The organism is Catenibacterium sp. UBA627 (assembly GCF_002299355.1).
Lineage (GTDB): Bacteria > Bacillota_I > Bacilli_A > Erysipelotrichales > Coprobacillaceae > Catenibacterium > Catenibacterium mitsuoka.
In genome coordinates this window covers 16835-35262 of record NZ_DBPF01000011.1, presented here as the reverse complement: position 1 = coordinate 35262, position 18428 = coordinate 16835, and the positions used below count along the sequence as shown (strand labels likewise).

General features: G+C 33.6%; 16 protein-coding genes and 1 pseudogene. 14 read left to right on the top strand and 3 right to left on the bottom strand.

The window, feature by feature from the left end:
- Window positions 1-324: helix-turn-helix domain-containing protein (locus B2S90_RS00895; protein ID WP_349677191.1), on the bottom strand; the 324-nt coding region annotated here is incomplete at its 3' end.
- A gap of 705 nt (window positions 325-1029) precedes the next feature.
- On the opposite strand from B2S90_RS00895, the pseudogene B2S90_RS00890 reads away from it, so the two are divergent.
- From B2S90_RS00890 to ygjK, 11 genes and pseudogenes are all read left to right on the top strand, one after another.
- A pseudogene (locus B2S90_RS00890) lies at window positions 1030-2181 on the top strand (hypothetical protein).
- Window positions 2178-2954, top strand: coding sequence for an NAD(P)/FAD-dependent oxidoreductase (locus B2S90_RS00885; protein WP_286696391.1), 777 nt, complete (start codon window positions 2178-2180; stop codon window positions 2952-2954). The pseudogene B2S90_RS00890 and the gene B2S90_RS00885 overlap by 4 nt, the downstream one beginning before the upstream one ends.
- Window positions 2955-2984: 30 nt before the next feature.
- Window positions 2985-3356 (top strand): LysR family transcriptional regulator, encoded by a 372-nt coding sequence (locus B2S90_RS00880; protein WP_286696390.1) that lies wholly within the window; start codon window positions 2985-2987, stop codon window positions 3354-3356.
- A 24-nt stretch (window positions 3357-3380) separates the two neighbouring features.
- Window positions 3381-3851 carry a LysR family transcriptional regulator substrate-binding protein gene (locus B2S90_RS00875; protein WP_286696393.1) on the top strand — a complete coding sequence of 157 codons (471 nt, stop codon included), beginning with the start codon at window positions 3381-3383 and terminating at the stop codon, window positions 3849-3851.
- Window positions 3852-4112: 261 nt separating this feature from the next.
- The gene (locus tag B2S90_RS00870; protein ID WP_055233926.1) at window positions 4113-4673 is read left to right on the top strand and encodes a DJ-1 family glyoxalase III; all 561 of its coding nucleotides are present in this window, start codon (window positions 4113-4115) and stop codon (window positions 4671-4673) included.
- A 1-nt stretch (window position 4674) separates the two neighbouring features.
- Complete coding sequence (locus B2S90_RS00865; protein ID WP_286696389.1) at window positions 4675-5226, top strand: DJ-1 family glyoxalase III; 552 nt, start codon at window positions 4675-4677, stop codon at window positions 5224-5226.
- A 16-nt stretch (window positions 5227-5242) separates the two neighbouring features.
- Window positions 5243-6013 carry a MurR/RpiR family transcriptional regulator gene (locus B2S90_RS00860; protein WP_055233928.1) on the top strand — a complete coding sequence of 257 codons (771 nt, stop codon included), beginning with the start codon at window positions 5243-5245 and terminating at the stop codon, window positions 6011-6013.
- Between the two features lie 92 nt (window positions 6014-6105).
- On the top strand, window positions 6106-6759 hold the full coding sequence (locus tag B2S90_RS00855; RefSeq protein WP_286696388.1) for a YoaK family protein: 654 nt from the start codon (window positions 6106-6108) through the stop codon (window positions 6757-6759).
- A gap of 79 nt (window positions 6760-6838) precedes the next feature.
- Entirely contained in the window at window positions 6839-7135 is a 297-nt protein-coding gene (locus B2S90_RS00850) for an SMI1/KNR4 family protein (RefSeq protein WP_286696387.1), read from the top strand.
- A 51-nt stretch (window positions 7136-7186) separates the two neighbouring features.
- Window positions 7187-7528, top strand: coding sequence for a type II toxin-antitoxin system HicB family antitoxin (locus B2S90_RS00845; RefSeq protein WP_055233931.1), 342 nt, complete (start codon window positions 7187-7189; stop codon window positions 7526-7528).
- A gap of 692 nt (window positions 7529-8220) precedes the next feature.
- A complete protein-coding gene (gene ygjK, locus B2S90_RS00840; protein WP_286696386.1) occupies window positions 8221-11061 on the top strand; it encodes an alpha-glucosidase in 2841 nt (946 codons plus the stop codon).
- Window positions 11062-11101: 40 nt separating this feature from the next.
- On the opposite strand, the gene B2S90_RS00835 is transcribed toward ygjK, so the two are convergent.
- Both B2S90_RS00835 and B2S90_RS00830 read right to left on the bottom strand, forming a co-directional pair.
- Complete coding sequence (locus B2S90_RS00835) at window positions 11102-12241, bottom strand: YibE/F family protein (RefSeq protein WP_279068246.1); 1140 nt, start codon at window positions 12239-12241, stop codon at window positions 11102-11104.
- A gap of 49 nt (window positions 12242-12290) precedes the next feature.
- A complete protein-coding gene (locus B2S90_RS00830) occupies window positions 12291-14627 on the bottom strand; it encodes a fibronectin type III domain-containing protein (RefSeq protein WP_286696385.1) in 2337 nt (778 codons plus the stop codon).
- A 169-nt stretch (window positions 14628-14796) separates the two neighbouring features.
- Here B2S90_RS00830 and B2S90_RS00825 point away from each other — a divergent pair, with 169 nt between their 5' ends.
- The 3 genes from B2S90_RS00825 to B2S90_RS00815 are packed head-to-tail and all read left to right on the top strand — an operon-like array spanning window position 14797 to window position 18256.
- Complete coding sequence (locus B2S90_RS00825; protein ID WP_278779120.1) at window positions 14797-15240, top strand: MarR family winged helix-turn-helix transcriptional regulator; 444 nt, start codon at window positions 14797-14799, stop codon at window positions 15238-15240.
- On the top strand, window positions 15241-16575 hold the full coding sequence (locus B2S90_RS00820) for an MATE family efflux transporter (RefSeq protein WP_286696384.1): 1335 nt from the start codon (window positions 15241-15243) through the stop codon (window positions 16573-16575).
- A gap of 58 nt (window positions 16576-16633) precedes the next feature.
- Entirely contained in the window at window positions 16634-18256 is a 1623-nt protein-coding gene (locus tag B2S90_RS00815; RefSeq protein ID WP_278861495.1) for an SWIM zinc finger family protein, read from the top strand.
- The last annotated feature ends 172 nt before the right edge of the window (window positions 18257-18428 follow it).

The following is an 18428-nucleotide window of genomic DNA, read 5'->3' as shown; positions in this document are numbered from 1 at the left end:
TGTTGGATTTTCCAATGTTGGCTTTGTCGGCACTGGAAATTCATGTATCACATAATCAGCCGCCCCTAGCTGTCCTTTTTCGTTCCGCACTCTGGTACGGGTCACATAGCCCGCCCGTTCCAGTTCCCGCACGGCTTCCCGGATAGCGTCTATCCCCTCCCGGTTGATTTGGGAAAGCCCTTTTAAGGTGTAGTCCCATTCTTCGGGCAGGGATAGCATTTGAGAGAGAAGCCCTTTTGCCTTTAGGGACAAGTCGGGGTTGCGTAGGTGGTGGTTTGACATAACCGTGTAATTCTGGTTTTTCTCCACCCGGAATACTGCCACGGTATCAGCCCCCTTTCGTTTGAAATTGGGTAAAAAAATAGACGCTCATGTTTGAACGTCTATCTGAAAAATGATATTGAGGTCTTATGTATTTTGGGATATAGTTTGGATAAATCTGAATGTACTCCATTGCATTTTTATTGCATTATTTTTCTTTTTTATAGTGGTTTATAGGGTCTAATCTTTTTTGAAAATGCCTTAAAATCAACGATTTTTGCTTATAACCTGTACTGTCGGTCTGGAGTTCGAATAACTATTAGAAGAAGCGAAAATATCGCTTCTTTTTTTAACGCTCTTTTTAAGTAAATTGTTGCTTTAGGTTATCTTATTCAGCAAAAATTCCATAACGATATGTTATGTGATATTTATCTGAGTTTAAGTAAAGATATTTGTCATGTTTAACACAATCTATGTGCTTCAGATACAAAACATATATAAATATCATGAAAAGTTTGTTCATTAAATATGTGGCTTATGCCATACATTATAAAAGTATCAATTTTTTTACAGGTTGATACCTTTAGTAGTATGTAGAAAATATTTGTTTATAACTGTAAACGTTTCATTGATATTAAGTCCTAAGGACTTATGTTATCATGTAGTCATGAGAATAAAATAACAAGGAAGGATGCAAATTTTATGAAATATTCAAAATTATTTAGTCCAATAAAAATTGGAAGTATAACTATTAAAAATTGATTTGCGATGGCTCCAATGGGACCTTTAGGTCTTGCAGATGCCAATGGCTGCTGGAACCAGTGTGGCATTGATTATTATGTAGAAAGAGCAAAGGGTGGAACTGGACTTATTATTACAGGTGTCACATTTTTTGATCAGGTTGTGGAAAAACAGGACCCTTCAACTATTCCTAATCCACTTTACAAGCCTGTTAATTTTGTGAAAACAAGTAGAGAAATGACAGAGCGAATTCGTGCATATGGAAGTAAAATCTTTTTACAGTTATCAGGAGACTTTGGTCGTGTGACTATTCCTACGAATGTAGGTGATATTCCACCCATTGCATCGTCTGCAATTCCACATCGCTGGTTAGATAAGACTTGTCGTGCTATTACTGTAGATGAAATTCATGTTATTGTAAAACAGTTTGGTGAAGCTGCTTTCCATGCAAAAAGAGCAGGTTTTGATGGTGTGCAGATTCATGCTGTACATGAAGGTTATTTAATTAACTAATTTGCGATTTCAATGTTTAACCAAAGAACTAATGAATATGGAGGTTCTCTTGAAAACAGACTTCGTTTTGCAAAGGAAATAGTAGAAGAAATTAAAAAAATATGTGGTGATGATTTCCCTGTTACACTTCGTTTCAGTGTAAAAAGTATGATAAAAGATTGGCGTGTTGGGGCATTACCAGGAGAAGATTTTGAAGAAAAGGGCAGAGACACAGAAGAAGGCTTAGAAGCTGCTAAATTACTTGAAAGCTATGGCTATGATGCGTTGGATACTGATGTTGGAACATATGATGCCTGGTGGTGGAATCATCCTCCTATGTATCAAAAGAAAGGACTTTACAGAGAATACTGCAAAATGGTAAAAGAAGTAGTAGATATCCCAGTATTCTGTGCAGGCCGTATGGATAATCCAGACATGGCATTAGAAGCTATTGAAAATGGTGAATGTGATGTTATTGATCTAGGTAGACCTTTACTTGCGGATCCAGATTATTGTAATAAATTAAGATGTGGTAAGATCACACAGATACGTCCATGTATTTCTTGCTATGAAGGATGTATGGGAAGAGTTGCTTCATATTCTCTTCTTAATTGTGCTGTAAATCCACAGGCAGCGAGAGAGCGTGTTAATGCATATGAGCCTATTTTAAAGAAAAGAAAAAGTTGATTGTAGGTGGTGGTGTTGCAGGCTGTGAAGCGGCACGTGTATTAGCTATCAGAGGACATCAACCAGTAGTTTATGAAAAAGGAAGCAGACTTGGCGGTAATTTAATTCCAGGTGGAGCTCCTGATTTTAAAGAAGATGATATTGCATTAGCAGATTGGTATACAAATGAATTAAATCGTTTAGGCGTACATGTTCATTTGAATACGGAACTTAATGAAGAAGAGATTAAAGCTATGTATTATGATACTGTGATTCTTGCGACAGGATCTAAACCAAAAGTATTCTCTTTGAGGGATGATTCACATATTTATACAGCAGAACAAGTTTTATTGAAACAGAAGGATGCTGGCAAGAAAACTGTCATTGTAGGTGGCGGACTTGTAGGTTGTGAAACTGCTTTGTGGTTTGCGCAGAATGGAATTCATGTTACAATTGTTGAAGCATTAGATAAGGTAATGGCTGTAAATGGTCCACTTTGTGCTGCGAATAAAGAAATGTTGGAAGCATTGCTACCATTTAATGGAGTAGAAATTATCACAGGTGCAAAGGTTACAGAATTTGCGAATGGAGAAGTGAAAGTAGATACTAAAGAAGGTAGCAAGACTATTATGAGTGATAGTGTTATCCTTTCAGTTGGATATAAAGAAGAGAATACACTTTATAATAATCTTCAGTTTGATATTCCTGATCTTTATTTGCTTGGAGATGCAAAAAAAGTATCCAACATCATGTATGCAATCTGGGATGCATTCGAAGTAGCTAACCATATTTAATAATGATATGAAGGTGACTGGTGATTTGAATTGGGTGATATAAAGAATTTTATATATTTTCAGAAAGTATATGAAATGCATAGTATGCATAGAGCAGCTGAACATTTATTTATTTCTGCACAAGGTCTTGGTAAAATCATTAAGAATCTTGAACACGAGTATAACACCACTTTTTTCGTTCGCTCTCAAAATGGTGTTATTCCTACAGATAGTGCAAAATTATTTTATGACTGGAGCAAAGAATTTGTCTTGCAGGATGCTCATATTAAAACTGAAATAAATAATCTTAATAACGGAATAAATCGCTTACGCATTGGTTGTGCAAGTGGTATCTTAAAGGCTATTCAACTTAAGATAATATTAGATTTTGCAAATTCAAATAAAACTCTTCATGTAGAATGAAGTGAGTAGAGTAATGAAGAAGTCATAAATAAGCTTCTTAATTATGATATTGAGTATGGTATTGTTGTTGGACTACATGATTATCCTAATTTAGAACAAGTAAAATTATGTCAATGTAATCTTGTTTTATATGTATATGAAGGACATCCTTATTATGAGAAGGAAAAAATCCCTCTAGATATGCTGAGGGATGAAGATATTATAATAATGAATGAGAGTTTTCATATATATAATGATTTCATTAAAGCCTGTAAAATAAAGGGGTTTACTCCAAACATAAAAGCAAAAACCATGGATGGCGGAACCTTGATGCATTTATGTAGACAACAAATAGGAATTGCGATTTCACCAAAATTTGAAGATGAAGCACCAGCAGGATTAAAGGCTATTGCATTTGAAGAGCCCTATCATTGGGATATTTATGGTACTTTTAGAAAAAAATCTAAAGACGATTCAATAAAAAAACTTCAAGTCGCATTATTGCTGCAAATCTAATTAAAGGTTTGTTTGAAACTATATAAAAAATCGTGTGAACAAAATTGATTTACACGATTTTTTATTGCGACGAATACTGTATTAATGGAGATATGATGCTATTCTTGGACTTATTTCTTAATTTAGGAAATACATTGAGAGAATGAGTAGAATATATACAATAGTAATTAAAATGGACCCTGTAAAATGGACACGATAAAAAAGAGACCTTNNCTTGACACGGGGTCCACATTAAATTGTTAAGAAAAGGAGGAGTTTCTGATGAAAAAAGCAGCTGTTTTAGTGGCTCCTGGATTTGAAGAAGGAGAAACACTAACAATCGTTGATATTATTCGTAGAGCAGATCTACAATGTGATATGTTTGGATTTGATAAGGTGGTAGAAGGAGGACATGAAATCAGTGTTCAATGTGATAAGATTTTGAATCGTGAAGTGACTGATTATGATATGGTTATTCTGCCAGGAGGATATGATGGAGCAGTAAATCTGAAAGAGAGTAATGAGGTCATAGCAATTCTTCATGAAATGAATAAGAAAGGAAAGTATATCTGTGCTATGTGTGCTGCCCCAATTGTATTAGAAAAAGCAGATCTTCTAATGAATAAAAACTATACTGCATATAAAGGATATGATCAGAAAATAAAGCAGGGACATTATCTGGAGGATAAAGTTGTCATAGATGGAAACATTGTTACTAGTAGAGGACCTGCAACAGCATATGCTTTTGCATATAAGCTTGTTGATTTATTAGGTGGAGACTCATTAGCTGTAAAAAACAGAATGGTATATTTCAATGCATTTGATGTGAAGGAGGATGAATAATATGGCTAAAGCTGCAGTATTAATGGCGGAAGGTTATGAAGAAGGGGAAACATTAACAATTGTAGATTTATTAAGAAGAGCAGGAATAGAATGTTATACATTTAGTTTTAAAGAAGAGTATGTAAAAGGCATGCATAATATGTATGTTAAAGCAGACTATGTATTCAATGAAGCAGTAAAAGAACATGATATGCTTATTTTACCTGGCGGCAGACCAGGAGGGGCTAATTTGAAGGCTAACCCAGAAGTGATTTCAATGGTTCAGTATTTTAATGAGAATAATAAATACTTAGCAGCAATGTGTTCAGGTACAGTTGTTTTGTCAGAAGCACGAGTCATTGATGGAAAAAAAGTGACTGGATATACAGGATATGCTGAAAAACTGGTCGGTGGACAATTTGTAGATGATGTGGTAGCATTTGATCAGAATATCATCACAAGTCAAGGACCAGCAACGACCTATCCATTTGCATTTAAAATTATTGAAGTATTTGGTAAAGATACATCACTAATGAAGGAACGTTTAATGTATAATTTTGCTGGGGGAAAATAGAAAGAGAGTGATAAGGATGATTTATGGTAAGCTTCCCATTGTGTTTTTAAGTACTATTGCCAGTGAAAAAAAGGATTCTACTAATAGCCAGATTGCAAGCCATATATTAGATCATCTTTATGACTTGCAGAATATCGGAATCAAAGATATGGCATCTGAGTGTAATGTTGCTGTTAGTTCTATTTCACGTTTCTGCAAGGAAATAGGATTGAGAGACTTTGCAGAATTAAAAGAATTATTACTCTCAACAGATCTTTATTTTGAAGAACAGTCTCATTCACTTTCTTCTCAAGAAAGGTTATCTGACTATAGCAAGAAGGTTAAAGAAAGTATTGATATGGTTGAAAAGTCCATTGATATGACATCAATCATAGATTTATGTAGAGATATTCAGAAATATCAAAGAGTCGGTATTTTTGGATTGTTGAAAGCAGGTTCTGTAGCCTTAAATCTCCAGGGAGATTTATTGATGCTTGGTAAACAGGTCTATACTAATGTATCCTATACTCAGCAGATGCAGTATATTCTATCAGCAGATAGAAATGATTTAATTATTATATTTTCTTATACGGGCTCTTATTTTGATTATCAGGAGTTAAGAGCATTAAAACGTCAATTAGAATCACCTAAAATATGGTTTATTACGAGTGAGATAAAACAGGAATCATCATTTATTGACCATGTAATTACATTTAGTTCTTTACAGGATCAAAATAGTCATCCTTATCAGCTTCAGTTTATTGCAGGGCTTATTGCTCAGGAATATTCAAGACTACACAAACTATAATAGTTTGTGTTTTTTATTTCTTAATTAGGGAAATAAATAGAGAATCATTCATGTATGTTTTATAGTGGGAGAGGTTAAAGGGGGAATCACTCATGCATAAAACTCAAAAATCAGAATCTTTTGAGATTGCTGTACTATTAGCTATTGTAGGAGGTTTTTTAGATGCTTATACATATTGTTGTAGAGATAAAGTATTTGCGAATGCTCAGACAGGAAATTTTGTAAGATTGGCTATGGCATTAGCTAATGGTGAGTATATACTCATACTTAGATATATTATATCAATTTTATCATTTTCTTTCGGAATACTTGCTGCGATAAATATAAGAAATAAGAACTTCTTAAAACTTCATTGGAGACAGATTATATTAATAGTAGAGATTGGAATCGTTGTGATTGTGAGTTTCATTCCTATTAGACCAATCACAAATCTTGCTGCAAATCTATTTGTTTCATTTTTGTGTGCTATGCAGGCAGAAAGCTTTAAAAAGGTATTAGGTCATCCTTTTTCCTCTACAATGTGCACGGGTAATTTAAGAAGTGGTATAGAGCATTTATGTTATGCTGTAATTAAAAAAGATTATCAACTATTAAAACATACAGGCTGTTATTTAGTGATTATCATGTCATTTATCATAGGTGCATTTACAGGAGCACATACTACGCAAGTTTTCTTAGGAAAAGCGATTCTTCTTACATTGATTCCTATTGTATTATCAATATGGAATATGAATGATGTAGTATAGCGGTCTTATGAAAAGTATATTAATAGAAAAGATGTAAAAACTATAATAGATGTATATAATAATTCAATGAGGTATAATTATGAACTACAATAATATTGATTATATACAGAAAAATGAACCAGCAAAAAAAGAAGATATAGAATCTGTAGAAAAACATATTAATGAAACAATTCCTAAAGTGTATAAAGAATTTCTAAGATATGCGAATGGGATAGTTATGAATTTATGTGTACTTTATGATACTTCTACTATTATTGAAAGTTATGAATGTAATGAGTTTTCTATTAATATGCCTGGATATATCAGTATTGGAAATGATAATGGAGATAGAGAACTTATTATGAAGGCAGAAAAAGAGTATATGTTGAAATGGTAAGATTAATTGTAGAAAAAGAGGAGAAGAACAACGAAAACACTCAATGATTATATGGCCTTACCTTATCGTTTAGAAATAGTAGAAGATCAAGAAGAAGGTGGATTTGTAGTTTCTTATCCTGATCTTCTAGGTTGTATCACTTGTGGAGATACAGTAGAAGATGCTATGAATAATGCAAAGGATGCAAAGAAAGCATGGGTTGAAGCGGCATTAGAAGAAGGTATTGAGATTAATGAACCAGATAGCATAGAAGATTATTCTGGACAATTCAAATTGAGAATTCCTAAGACTTTACATAGAACACTTGTTTTGCATGCTAGAAAAGAAGGAATCAGCATGAACCAATATTGCGTCTATCTCCTATCTAGAAATGATGCTTTACTTTCAAAATAGAACATAATCATTTGAACACATACACTTGTATGTGTTTTTATATATAGAAATAAAATTTCAATATTCAAAGTATTAGTTGAACACATATTTCAATTGATAATATACGTTGCTTGCATTTGTCTTTAATGCAAAATAAATGATTTTATTTGCGATTTTCGCATATTGTATTATAATAAAAACAATCATAATATTTGAATATCAAAATAAATTATGTGAAAATGTCATAAATACCATCATAAATATTACTGCTATTCTATTAATAACAAATAAAATGAAGTAAAATTAGATAAATACTTAATATATACTTAAAATAGCATTAAAATACACATGGTATAAATAATATTATAAATACCATACTTTTAATTATCAACAACTACAACAATTTTATAAAGAGCAAAATAATACTGATAAAAACAAATGATGCATACGAATAAGATAAAAAAGAAATGATTTATGCCAATGTATACAATTAATTTCGAAGTTTGTTTGAAATATAAATCAATTTATTGACGGTAATCGCTTTCAAATTTATACTAGATTTGTAAAAGACGGACGTAGTCAACAAGGGACATAATGAATTCAAATAACGCATCTTATTTGTATATGTTATATCCTTTTTTTCTGAAAAGCGCGCGTCATAAAAATAGACTGACCTCTTTACAAAAAATAATAATAGAAGGGAATACACATATATGAAGGCAAAAAAAGTCTTGAAGAACATTGCAGCATTAAGTGTTGCAACAGTGATTGTTGGCTCAACATTGTCACCTATCTCCGCTTTAGGAAGCTCTAAAGATTTAACTGAATTTGGCAATGTATTAAATGTTAAGGCAATCCCAACTGAAAAAATTTATGGAACTTATGATACAAACGACTATAACAACTTCTCAGATCAGGGTGCTTGGCATGGTTACTATTTACCTGAAACAACAGAAGCAGCTCACAAGATGTATGGAGGGTTTGCTGGGCCTGTTTGTATCGCAGAAGAATACCCATTCAACTTATCTGACTCAATTAATAAGATCAACTTAGAAAGAGTAAATGGTGAGAAAAAAGAAAAGGTTGATCTAACTAAAGCAAAAACAGATTTCGTTTATTATCCAGGAAGACTTGAACAGACTTACAAGATGGATGATTTAACATTAAAGCTAAAATTGATCTTCGCCACTAACAGAACAGCTTTAATCGAAACAGAAATCGAAAATAACACTAATAGTAAATTAACTCTTGATTTATCTTGGGATGGTCACTTATTTACTTGGTATACATATAGCCCAGAAGAAACAAGAGCAGACTATAAGACAGGTACTACTTTCGCAAAAGACGAAAATGGCGTGAAAGTGAATTTTGAAACTAAACGTTATACATGGCGTTATATGACAACGGATCAGAACTCATTTGACGTGACATTAGGCGAAAATGACCTAGAAACAAGTGTTGCAGAAGATAAGCATTCTTATACTATTAATAAGAAGAATTCTGTAGAAATCGATGCAAATGAAAGCTATAAGACTTATCAGACACAGAGTTATACTTTCACTAATGAAGAAAGAACTGCAGAAAGAGAAAAAGTAAAAGACATCTTAAATAAACCAGGTCAGTATTTAACTGATAACAACACTCGTTGGCAGGGTTATGTTAATACTATTTTCAAGAACAAGAACGCTGTAGGTACTGCTTATCAAAGAGCTGCAGTTAAGTCTATGGAAACATTAACTACTAACTGGTTCTCACCAGCCGGTGCAATTAAGCATGATGGCGTTGTACCATCTATGTCTTATAAGTGGTTTATTGGTATGTGGGCTTGGGACTCTTGGAAACAGGTTGTAGCTACTACTCAGTTTAATCCAGAATTAGCTAAGAATAATATTAGAGCATTGTTCGACTATCAGATCACTAAAGAAGATGCTGTTCGTCCACAGGATGAAGGTGCTATCATTGACTGTATTTTCTATAACCAGAATGAAGACCGCGGTGGCGATGGAGGAAACTGGAACGAACGTAACTCTAAACCAGCACTTGCTGCATGGGCAGTTCAGAGTGTTTATGAAGCAACAGGTGATAAAGAATTCTTAAAAGAAATGTATCCTAAGTTAGTTGCATATCATAACTGGTGGTATAAGAATCGTGATATCGATAAAAATGGTATTGCTGAATACGGAGGAATGGTTCATGAAACATGCTATGACTGGCAGAACTATTCTAACCCTCTTACTGGTGAAAGCTATTATATCGGTGAAGAAGTAGAAGGATTTGGTAAGATTGTTGGTGTACCATCTAGCGATGGAAGCTACGAATATGGTTACATCTATGATGAGAACAATGAACGCGTTGTATGCCCAGAAGCTGGTATCGAAGCAGCTGCTTGGGAAAGTGGTATGGATAACGCAACTCGTTTTGACAGAGAAGGTTTAAGCACTGAAACATTTAAGGATCCTGGAGTTCTTATCTATACTGTAAGAGATGATAACAAGAAACCAGTTGGTTATGTTATCAATCAGGAATCTGTAGATTTGAACTCTTACTTATATGCTGAAAAAGGTTTCTTAAAATCTATGGCAGATGTTTTAGGTAAGAAAGATGATGCTAAGAAGTATACTAAAGAAGCTAAGAAAGTAGCAGACTACATCAATACAAAGATGTTTGATGAAAAGACTGGTTACTATTATGACTTACAGACTAATGAAGATGGTTCTACAAAGACTCTTTTAACTAACCGTGGCAAAGGTACTGAAGGATGGTTACCACTTTGGGCTAAAGCAGCTACAAAAGAACAGGCAAAAGCAGTCGCAGCAAATATGACATCTCCAGATAAGTTTGATACATTAGTACCATTCCCAACTGCATCAAAGGACAACCAGAAATATGCTCCAACTAGATATTGGAGAGGACCTGTATGGTTAGACCAGGCATTATATGGTGTTGAAGCATTACAGAACTATGGTTATCACGAAGATGCTAAGAGAATGGCATACAAGTTATTTGATAACGCTAAGGGATTATTAGGTGATGGACCAATCCATGAAAACTATAACCCTGAAACTGGTGATGGTTTACATACTAAGAACTTCAGCTGGTCAGCATCAGCATATTACTTGTTATATCAGAACACATTAACATCAACTAAGACAACTTCACAGACAGGACTTGCTATTCCTGGTGAAGTCACTGTAAATAAAGATGAATTAGCAGCAGTTATTAAGGAAGCAGAAGCATTAGATAAGAAATTATATACAGCTGATTCATTCAAGGCTGTAGAAACAGCATTAACATCAGCAAAAGCAGTATATGCAGATGAAGATGCAACTCAGGAAGAAGTCAATCAGGCTGTAGCTGACTTAAGAGATGCAATGGTTAAACTTGTTAAAGTTGAAGGCGTTGTGATCGATAAAGATAACAAGGACAACAAAGATAACAAAGACAACAACAATAAGAATCCAAAGACTGGTGATCATACATTCGTATTTGGTAGTGTATGTGCTATGTTAGTATCAGGTTTCTTATTCATCTTCTTAAAGAAGAAAAGAGCTTAGTAATTAAAAAAATCCTCAAAATGAGGATTCTAGAGGCAGCCTAGCTGCCTCTTTTCTTATATAAAAAGCTACATAGTAATGCACTTATAGGAACAGTCAATACAATACCAAGAGTACCAGTAATGCCTTGAGATATCTCTATCGCTATAAAATCAGAATTCATTAATTGAGGATATTGAATCTGATAAGCAAGAAATGCGAGTAAGATTGTCATAGAACTACCAGTGAAAGCAAGTATTAAAGTATTACACATTGTACCAATCATATCTTTTCCAATGTTAAGTCCTGAGATGAAGAGTTGTTTTCTTGTTAAAGAGGGGTTAAGGGTATGTACTTCATATAATGAAGAGGCAAGAGACATTCCTACATCCATAACAGCACCAAGTCCTGATATAAGTATTCCTGAGAACAATATATCACTGATATTGAGATGTGTCTGTTGTGAGATAAGAATAAGTGCCTCTGCCTGATCTGTATTAAAACCAGATACATGAATCAAATGACTTAATATTAAGAATGATAGTCCTGCAATAAGAACGCCTAGTGATGTTGCAATGACAGCTACTATTGTTTTAATAGAAGAACCATTGATCATAAATAGTGAATATCCTGTTGTGAGAATAACGATTGCAAGTGTAGAAAGGATGGGGGAATATCCACTAAATATAAGAGGAAGAAGTAATCCTATAATCGCAAACAATGTAAAACCTAAACTGATAATCGTACGTATTCCTTTAGAACGTCCTATTAAGAAGACAATAATCAGCAATAATCCTACAAAAGCATAAATATATGGTGTACGGTAATAGTTATAAACAGTGATAAGACTATTCTCTGACTTTGGATTATCAATACAAGCAATAAACTTATCTCCTGTCTTTAAACGTATATTGTGCGTAGTAGAGAGGTAATTATCAATATATACCTTCTTATCTTTAAAAGATCCTTCTAATAATTCTACATATAGGTTTTGTACACCATAATATCTATTAGTTGTTTCATCCTGCTTGGATTGGTCATCTATCACACGTATTACACGAGCCTTACTATAATGTAAAGAAGATGCATTTGAAATAGCCACGGGACTATAAACATGTGATTGGAAAAAATAAACACCTAGTGTAAAAATACACGTAACAATAATTAGAAGAAAATCACATTTACTTAATTTCTTCAACATGGAATCTCCTTTGTAAAAGAACCTGTTTACAAGAAACAGGTCCATTTGTTTATATTTCTTTTTTCTTTGTTTTAATCATGATTGTTGCACCGGTCACCACAGCGACAGTTGCCGCAACACTTAATGCAGTAAGCTGTGTAGTATCTCCAGTCTTGACTGCATTATTTTTGGTCTGAGTCTTATCATTTGATGAGTGATCCTTATTTGGAGTCACGACAACAGACTTCTTTTCTAACTGATCCTTTGCACTCTTTAATGCATTAAATGCATCATTTACTTCATCCTGAGAGGCATTCTTATTGTTAAGAACAGTTTTTGCTTTTACAAGAGCATCCTGTAACTTACTGAATGAATCAGCTGTATAATCCTTACTATCAACCTTGCTAGCATCATCGACTGCATTTTTTAACTCACTCTTATCTACTGTATCAGTTGTTGTCTTATTGATAGTAAAATCATCTACTACAGATAAGTCAGTTGTACGATAAGTCACAATCTTTAACTGATTATCACTGACATCAAGCTTAGTGATATTTGGTGTATGTTCCTGATTCTTTACTGCGATATAATCACCAGTTAAATTATTAGTGAATTCATAGTATTTACTACCACTTGCAGAGTTTGCGGTAATATAAGTTAATCCCTTAGGGTTTGTCACTTCATGAATTGGCTGACCATTTTGATCGAATGATTCTTCCTTTAATGCCTTTGAACCATCCATCAACATACTACGTGTATAAACATGGTCATGCCCCATCAAGACCAAATCAATACCATTTTCACTTAACATCGGTGCTAAAGTATCTCTTCTTGCAAGAATATCATTGTCACTTGCATGTGATGCTGAAGAGTAGATAGAGTGATGGAACACAACAATCTTCCACTTAATATCCTTGTTATCTTTAGTCTTTGCGATAGTATTCTTAATGAATTCTTCATGCTGAGCTGTACTTCTGTTATTTGAGTTCAGTACCATCATCAAAGTATTGTTGTAGATGTAGTAATAATCACCCTGTGCATTCCCTTCACCACTATTACCTAATTGAGAAACATTTGGTAAATTAAAGTGATCATTATAAGCTGTACCAGAATTATCATGGTTACCTACAGCATTCGCAAATGGTGTAGAATAAACAACACTTCCTTCATAGTTGGATAAGTAAGCATCATATTGAGATTCATTCTTGCCTGCTTCTACATGGTCACCTGCATTCTGAATAAAGTTCACATTCTTGAATAATGAACTCTTTTTAATCAAGTTTAAAGTATTCTTCCATCCATCTTTGTCAGAAGCTAAATCTCCAGAGGAACCTAACTGAGGGTCACCAGCAAATAAGAAGCTGAAGTTACCAGAAGCCTTAGTCGTTGTTGTATAAGTATCAGACCACTGACCGTTATTACCAACACGATATACATAGCTTGTATTTTCTTCTAGGTTATTCATAGTTGCCTTATTTGCATAATAACCATCAGCCTGAGCTTTGCTCATCTTCGCAACTACAGTGACAGCCTTATCTTCAGGGAAAGCACCATGCATATCAGCCTTCTTTGCATATTGTACTTGACCATTAGATGAATCAGTAGAGAACCAGTTGATATTAAGTTCACTAGGTGTGCTACCCACTGATAAAGAAATGGCTTTTAAACTTGATCTTGCTGGCAATAAGCTTTCATCTGGGTTAATACCAAGCTCATTCATTTTGAAGTAACCTTCACTATTGGCATTTGTCTTATGAATTTCAAATGAGATGACATTCTGTCCATTCTGCAACATATCTTTGATATCTCTAAAATATAAGTCAGCTGTTTGTGCTTCAGTAAATGTCTGCTTACTTCCATAGCCCATGTTATCTTTATGACTTCCATTACCGCTTGCATTTGTACGATATCCTTCATCAGGTACATTAAACGCAGTCAATTGCTGACCATTAATATAAACAATCACAGCATCCTTATAACCAAAATTCAAATGAATACCTCTTACAGCACTTGTGTTATCTACATTGAAATAACCTCTAAAGAAATAAGCACGAGAATCCTTATTTAAAGTTCCTGTTTGAGTAGAAAATTCTCCTTTTGCAGTTTTCCAAGCTGTATCGTTATACTGTCCATTTAATGAAGCATTATCCCCATTCTTATAGACACGAGTCCAACCTGTATACTGTCCCCATTTATCTTTTGCAAGAGTTCCATCTGCAGGATCTACATTTGTATCAAGATATTTCATATCTGCATCCTGATTCATCACAACTGTACCCTGAGCACTTGACTGATTTGCACTTACCGCAACAACATTACTAAAACTGTTTAAAGCGATAGGTGACACAGCAGTTAAACTCATAGCAGATAAAACCGATAAAGCAATTAAAGTATTCTGTTTTTTCATAATTTTCCTCCTTCATTGTATACTAAGATTATAGGGATGAAGCAATATGACTAAAATCATCTTCTCGTAAAACTTATCTTAAGAAATCATGAATAGTGATTGACATTTAATCATATTTTTATATGATTACCATAGATAATTACTTGTGGTAATTAAAAAGGAGAAGCATATGAATAGTCAAAAAACAAAGGAAATGCTGGATAGCTGTTATATGGCAAAAAGAATACTAGACTTATTACCAGAACTTCCCGAAGGTGTTCTTCCTTCATATATTCGTTATTTAGAAACAGTTCTTAATTTGAAAGAAACACATGAAAAGGTTAAAGTATCAGATTTAAGTTCTGCACTCAATTTACCTAGACCAGGAGTCACACGTACTGTAAGTTCTATGGTAGAAAAAGGTTATTTAAATAAGATATCTTCTAAAGAAGATGGACGTGTCACTTATATTGAAGTAAGTGAAAAAGGACAGGCTTTATTTGAAAAGTTCAATAAGGATTATTTTGAAGACTTATCTCAAAGGTTAAGTGATATTTCTATAGAAGAGGCTGATTGTATGATTGAAACAATAGAAAAGTTCTATCAAGTGATGTGTGAAAAGAGAAAAGCATAAATGAATTCAGATTTTACTCAGGGAAGTATTTTTAAGAAATTAGTCGCATTTATGATTCCTGTACTAGGCGCATTAGTATTACAGGCAGCTTATGGTGCGGTTGACTTACTTGTGGTAGGGCGCTTTGGAACATCAGCAGGCTTATCCGCTGTTTCTACAGGAAGTCAAGTATTAAACCCTGTCACATTTGTGATCACTCAGTTTGCAATGGGTATTACAGTACTCATCGCAAGATATATAGGTGAAAAGAAACAAGAAAACATTGGGGCTTTAATTGGTGGTGCTACAGTTCTATTTGGAATAGTTTCTGTATTCTTATTCATCATCATGATATTATGTGCATTGCCTATTTCAACGCTCATGCAGGCACCTGATCAAGCACTCAATCTTACATCTATGTATGTAAGAATATGTGGTGGTGGTATTTTCTTTATTGTGGCTTATAATGTTCTATCAGCTATTTTTAGAGGATTAGGAGATAGTAAGTCTCCATTACTTATTGTAGCAGTAGCATGTCTTATTAATGTGGTAGGAGATTTAGTTTTAGTAGCAGGTTTCCATCTAGATGCAGCAGGTGCTGCAATGGCTACAGTACTTGCACAGGCATGTAGTGTATTATTCGCCTTAGGTTTATTAAAGAAAAGAAAACTCCCATTTGAAATAGATAAACAGGATTTTAAAATCAACCCTCACTGCATTCGTGCAATGAAGATCGGTATACCTCTCGCATTGCAGGAATGCTTGACTCAGATTTCCTTCCTTGCATTATGTGCCTTTATTAATCGTTTGGGATTAGAGGCATCATCAGGATATGGTGTAGCATGTAAAATTGTAAACTTTGCGATGCTTGTACCAAGTGCTTTAATGCAGTCCATGGCTTCATTTGTGGCTCAGAATGTAGGCGCAAATAATGAAAAAAGAGCTAAACAATCTATGTTTACAGGTATGGGTATAGGATTATTTATTGGCGTAATTGTATTTTGTTTAGTTATGTTTAAAGGAGATATGTTAACAGGAATCTTCACGACAGAACAAGGTGTTATTCATCAGGGTTATGCTTACTTAAAAGGTTTTGCATTGGAAACAATAGTTACTGCAGTACTCTTTAGTATGATCGGTTACTTTAATGGACATGATCAAACAGTATGGGTTATGGTACAAGGATTAGTACAAACACTTCTTGTACGTCTACCTCTTTCTTATTATATGTCTATTCAGCCAAATGCCAGTCTTACAAACATTGGTCTTGCAGCACCAATTGCGACTATTACTGGTATAATCCTCAATGTATGTTTCTATATCTTTATGAATAAGAAAATGAATAGTGAACAGTAAAGATGGCAGAAATGCTGTCTTTTTTAGTATAATATAACTATACATTGGAGGTGCCTATATGGAATGGGAATGGGAAAACAAATTTTCTAAAAACACATTAAATAGAGGATATAATTACTATCTAGATGGCTATGTAGAGGATATATATGTAACTACTAAAAAGATTAAGGCGGTTGTTTATGGGACACATCGTTATCATGTAGAAATTGAATTAAATGGAGATTGTGTAGAAGACATGTCATGTGATTGTCCTTATGCACAAGATGGACACAATTGTAAGCATATGGCAGCAGTTCTTTTTGAATGGGAAAGACGTGTGAGCCATCCAAAAATAGGTCATTCAGAAATCCTTAATGATGCGTCAGATGATGATATACGCGCATTTCTTTTACATTTATTTAATGAAAATCCTGAGTTAGTAGAACGTTTTAAACAATTTACATCAACAGATAATTCTATGGATGCGATGACGAATGAACTTTTAGAGATCATTCGTTATTATCAATATGCTCATAACTATATTAATATTGATAATACTGTGCCTTTTTGTGAGGACTATGAAAAGTGCGTATTTAAGTGGTTTGATCTTTTGGAACAGAAAGAAGAATATTTTAATGCGATTCGTTTCTTAGCTGAGGCTTATAGTATACTAGACTCTCTTGATATAGATGAAGATGAACAACAACCTTATGCTTTGTCATATTATATTAACGAAGCATTTACATATGTTCTTCCTTATATAGACATATCCGAAAGGAAAGAAGTTTTTGATTTACTACGCCAGCAATTCTATTCTATGAAGAATTATGCTTTTAAAATAGATCTCGTTGAAACTCTTCTTAGTCGTTTTATTGGAGATGAATATGTAGAATCTCAGCTTGATTTCGTAGAGGAACAATATGATTATTTTGGTAAGTATCCTTCTATATTTGATAGAGAGTTTATGATTAATTCAGTTGTGAATGATTATCTTGAACTTTTAGAAAAGAACAATGCATCAAAGAGAGAAATAAAAGCTGTTTATAAAAAGTATTGGAAATATGATTCTGTGAGAATGAGTTGTGTTAAAGAGTGCATGCTTAATAAGGAATATGACCAAGCTTTGAAATATCTTGATAAGTGTATTAAGCTTGACTATAAAGATCAGTCTCTTTATAAGCGTGATATAGGGATGAAGAAAGATATCTATCAAAAACAAGGAAATAAAGAAGGTTACAAAGAAATGATGAAGGTAATCGTTCTTGATTTCCGTGATGCTAGTATAGAAGAATATATAGAATTAAAAAATTTGTATACTAGTGAAGAGTGGATTAAGGAAAGAGATTCTATCATTAAACAGATCAATTCTGATTGTCTCTTATGTGATATATACGCCCATGAGAACCTTCATAAACAATTACTTGATAGTATAATAAAAAGTAACAATAAAAGCTTGTTGAAACAATATACTCATCTTCTTAAAGATGAATATCCTGAACAATTACTTCATATGTATAGAGTGGCTGTTGAAACAGAGGCAGAGCATGCAAGAAATAGATCATATTATCGTCAATTAGTAGGAGATTTAAGAACTATGAAACGTATTGATGGTGGTGATAAAATCGTTGATGAGATCATTAAGAAATGGAAGAATCAATACAAAAACAGAACTGCAATGATGGATGAGTTAAGCAGAATATAAGTCCGGTGTGATTTTTTTATTGTATGCTTGGCAGGGCACTCATTCAGTCTGACTACAAGATATTACCGTAAAGTGAAGAAGTGTTATCACAATTTCTTTGAGCGTACGTGTAGAAATAATATTAATATTACTTCTTTTCTACCTTGCTATAATAAAACTATACATTGGAGGT

What these genes read in the sequence shown, in the direction of transcription:
- B2S90_RS00855 (WP_286696388.1), top strand. Translation starts at nt 6,106, where the DNA reads ATGCATAAAACTCAAAAATCAGAATCTTTTGAGATTGCTGTACTATTA.
- B2S90_RS00845 (WP_055233931.1), top strand. Translation starts at nt 7,187, where the DNA reads ATGGCCTTACCTTATCGTTTAGAAATAGTAGAAGATCAAGAAGAAGGT.
- B2S90_RS00865 (WP_286696389.1), top strand. Translation starts at nt 4,675, where the DNA reads ATGGCTAAAGCTGCAGTATTAATGGCGGAAGGTTATGAAGAAGGGGAA.
- B2S90_RS00835 (WP_279068246.1), bottom strand. Translation starts at nt 12,241, where the DNA reads ATGTTGAAGAAATTAAGTAAATGTGATTTTCTTCTAATTATTGTTACG.
- B2S90_RS00830 (WP_286696385.1), bottom strand. Translation starts at nt 14,627, where the DNA reads ATGAAAAAACAGAATACTTTAATTGCTTTATCGGTTTTATCTGCTATG.
- B2S90_RS00825 (WP_278779120.1), top strand. Translation starts at nt 14,797, where the DNA reads ATGAATAGTCAAAAAACAAAGGAAATGCTGGATAGCTGTTATATGGCA.
- ygjK (WP_286696386.1), top strand. Translation starts at nt 8,221, where the DNA reads ATGAAGGCAAAAAAAGTCTTGAAGAACATTGCAGCATTAAGTGTTGCA.
- B2S90_RS00815 (WP_278861495.1), top strand. Translation starts at nt 16,634, where the DNA reads ATGGAATGGGAATGGGAAAACAAATTTTCTAAAAACACATTAAATAGA.
- B2S90_RS00820 (WP_286696384.1), top strand. Translation starts at nt 15,241, where the DNA reads ATGAATTCAGATTTTACTCAGGGAAGTATTTTTAAGAAATTAGTCGCA.
- B2S90_RS00870 (WP_055233926.1), top strand. Translation starts at nt 4,113, where the DNA reads ATGAAAAAAGCAGCTGTTTTAGTGGCTCCTGGATTTGAAGAAGGAGAA.
- B2S90_RS00860 (WP_055233928.1), top strand. Translation starts at nt 5,243, where the DNA reads ATGATTTATGGTAAGCTTCCCATTGTGTTTTTAAGTACTATTGCCAGT.
- B2S90_RS00850 (WP_286696387.1), top strand. Translation starts at nt 6,839, where the DNA reads ATGAACTACAATAATATTGATTATATACAGAAAAATGAACCAGCAAAA.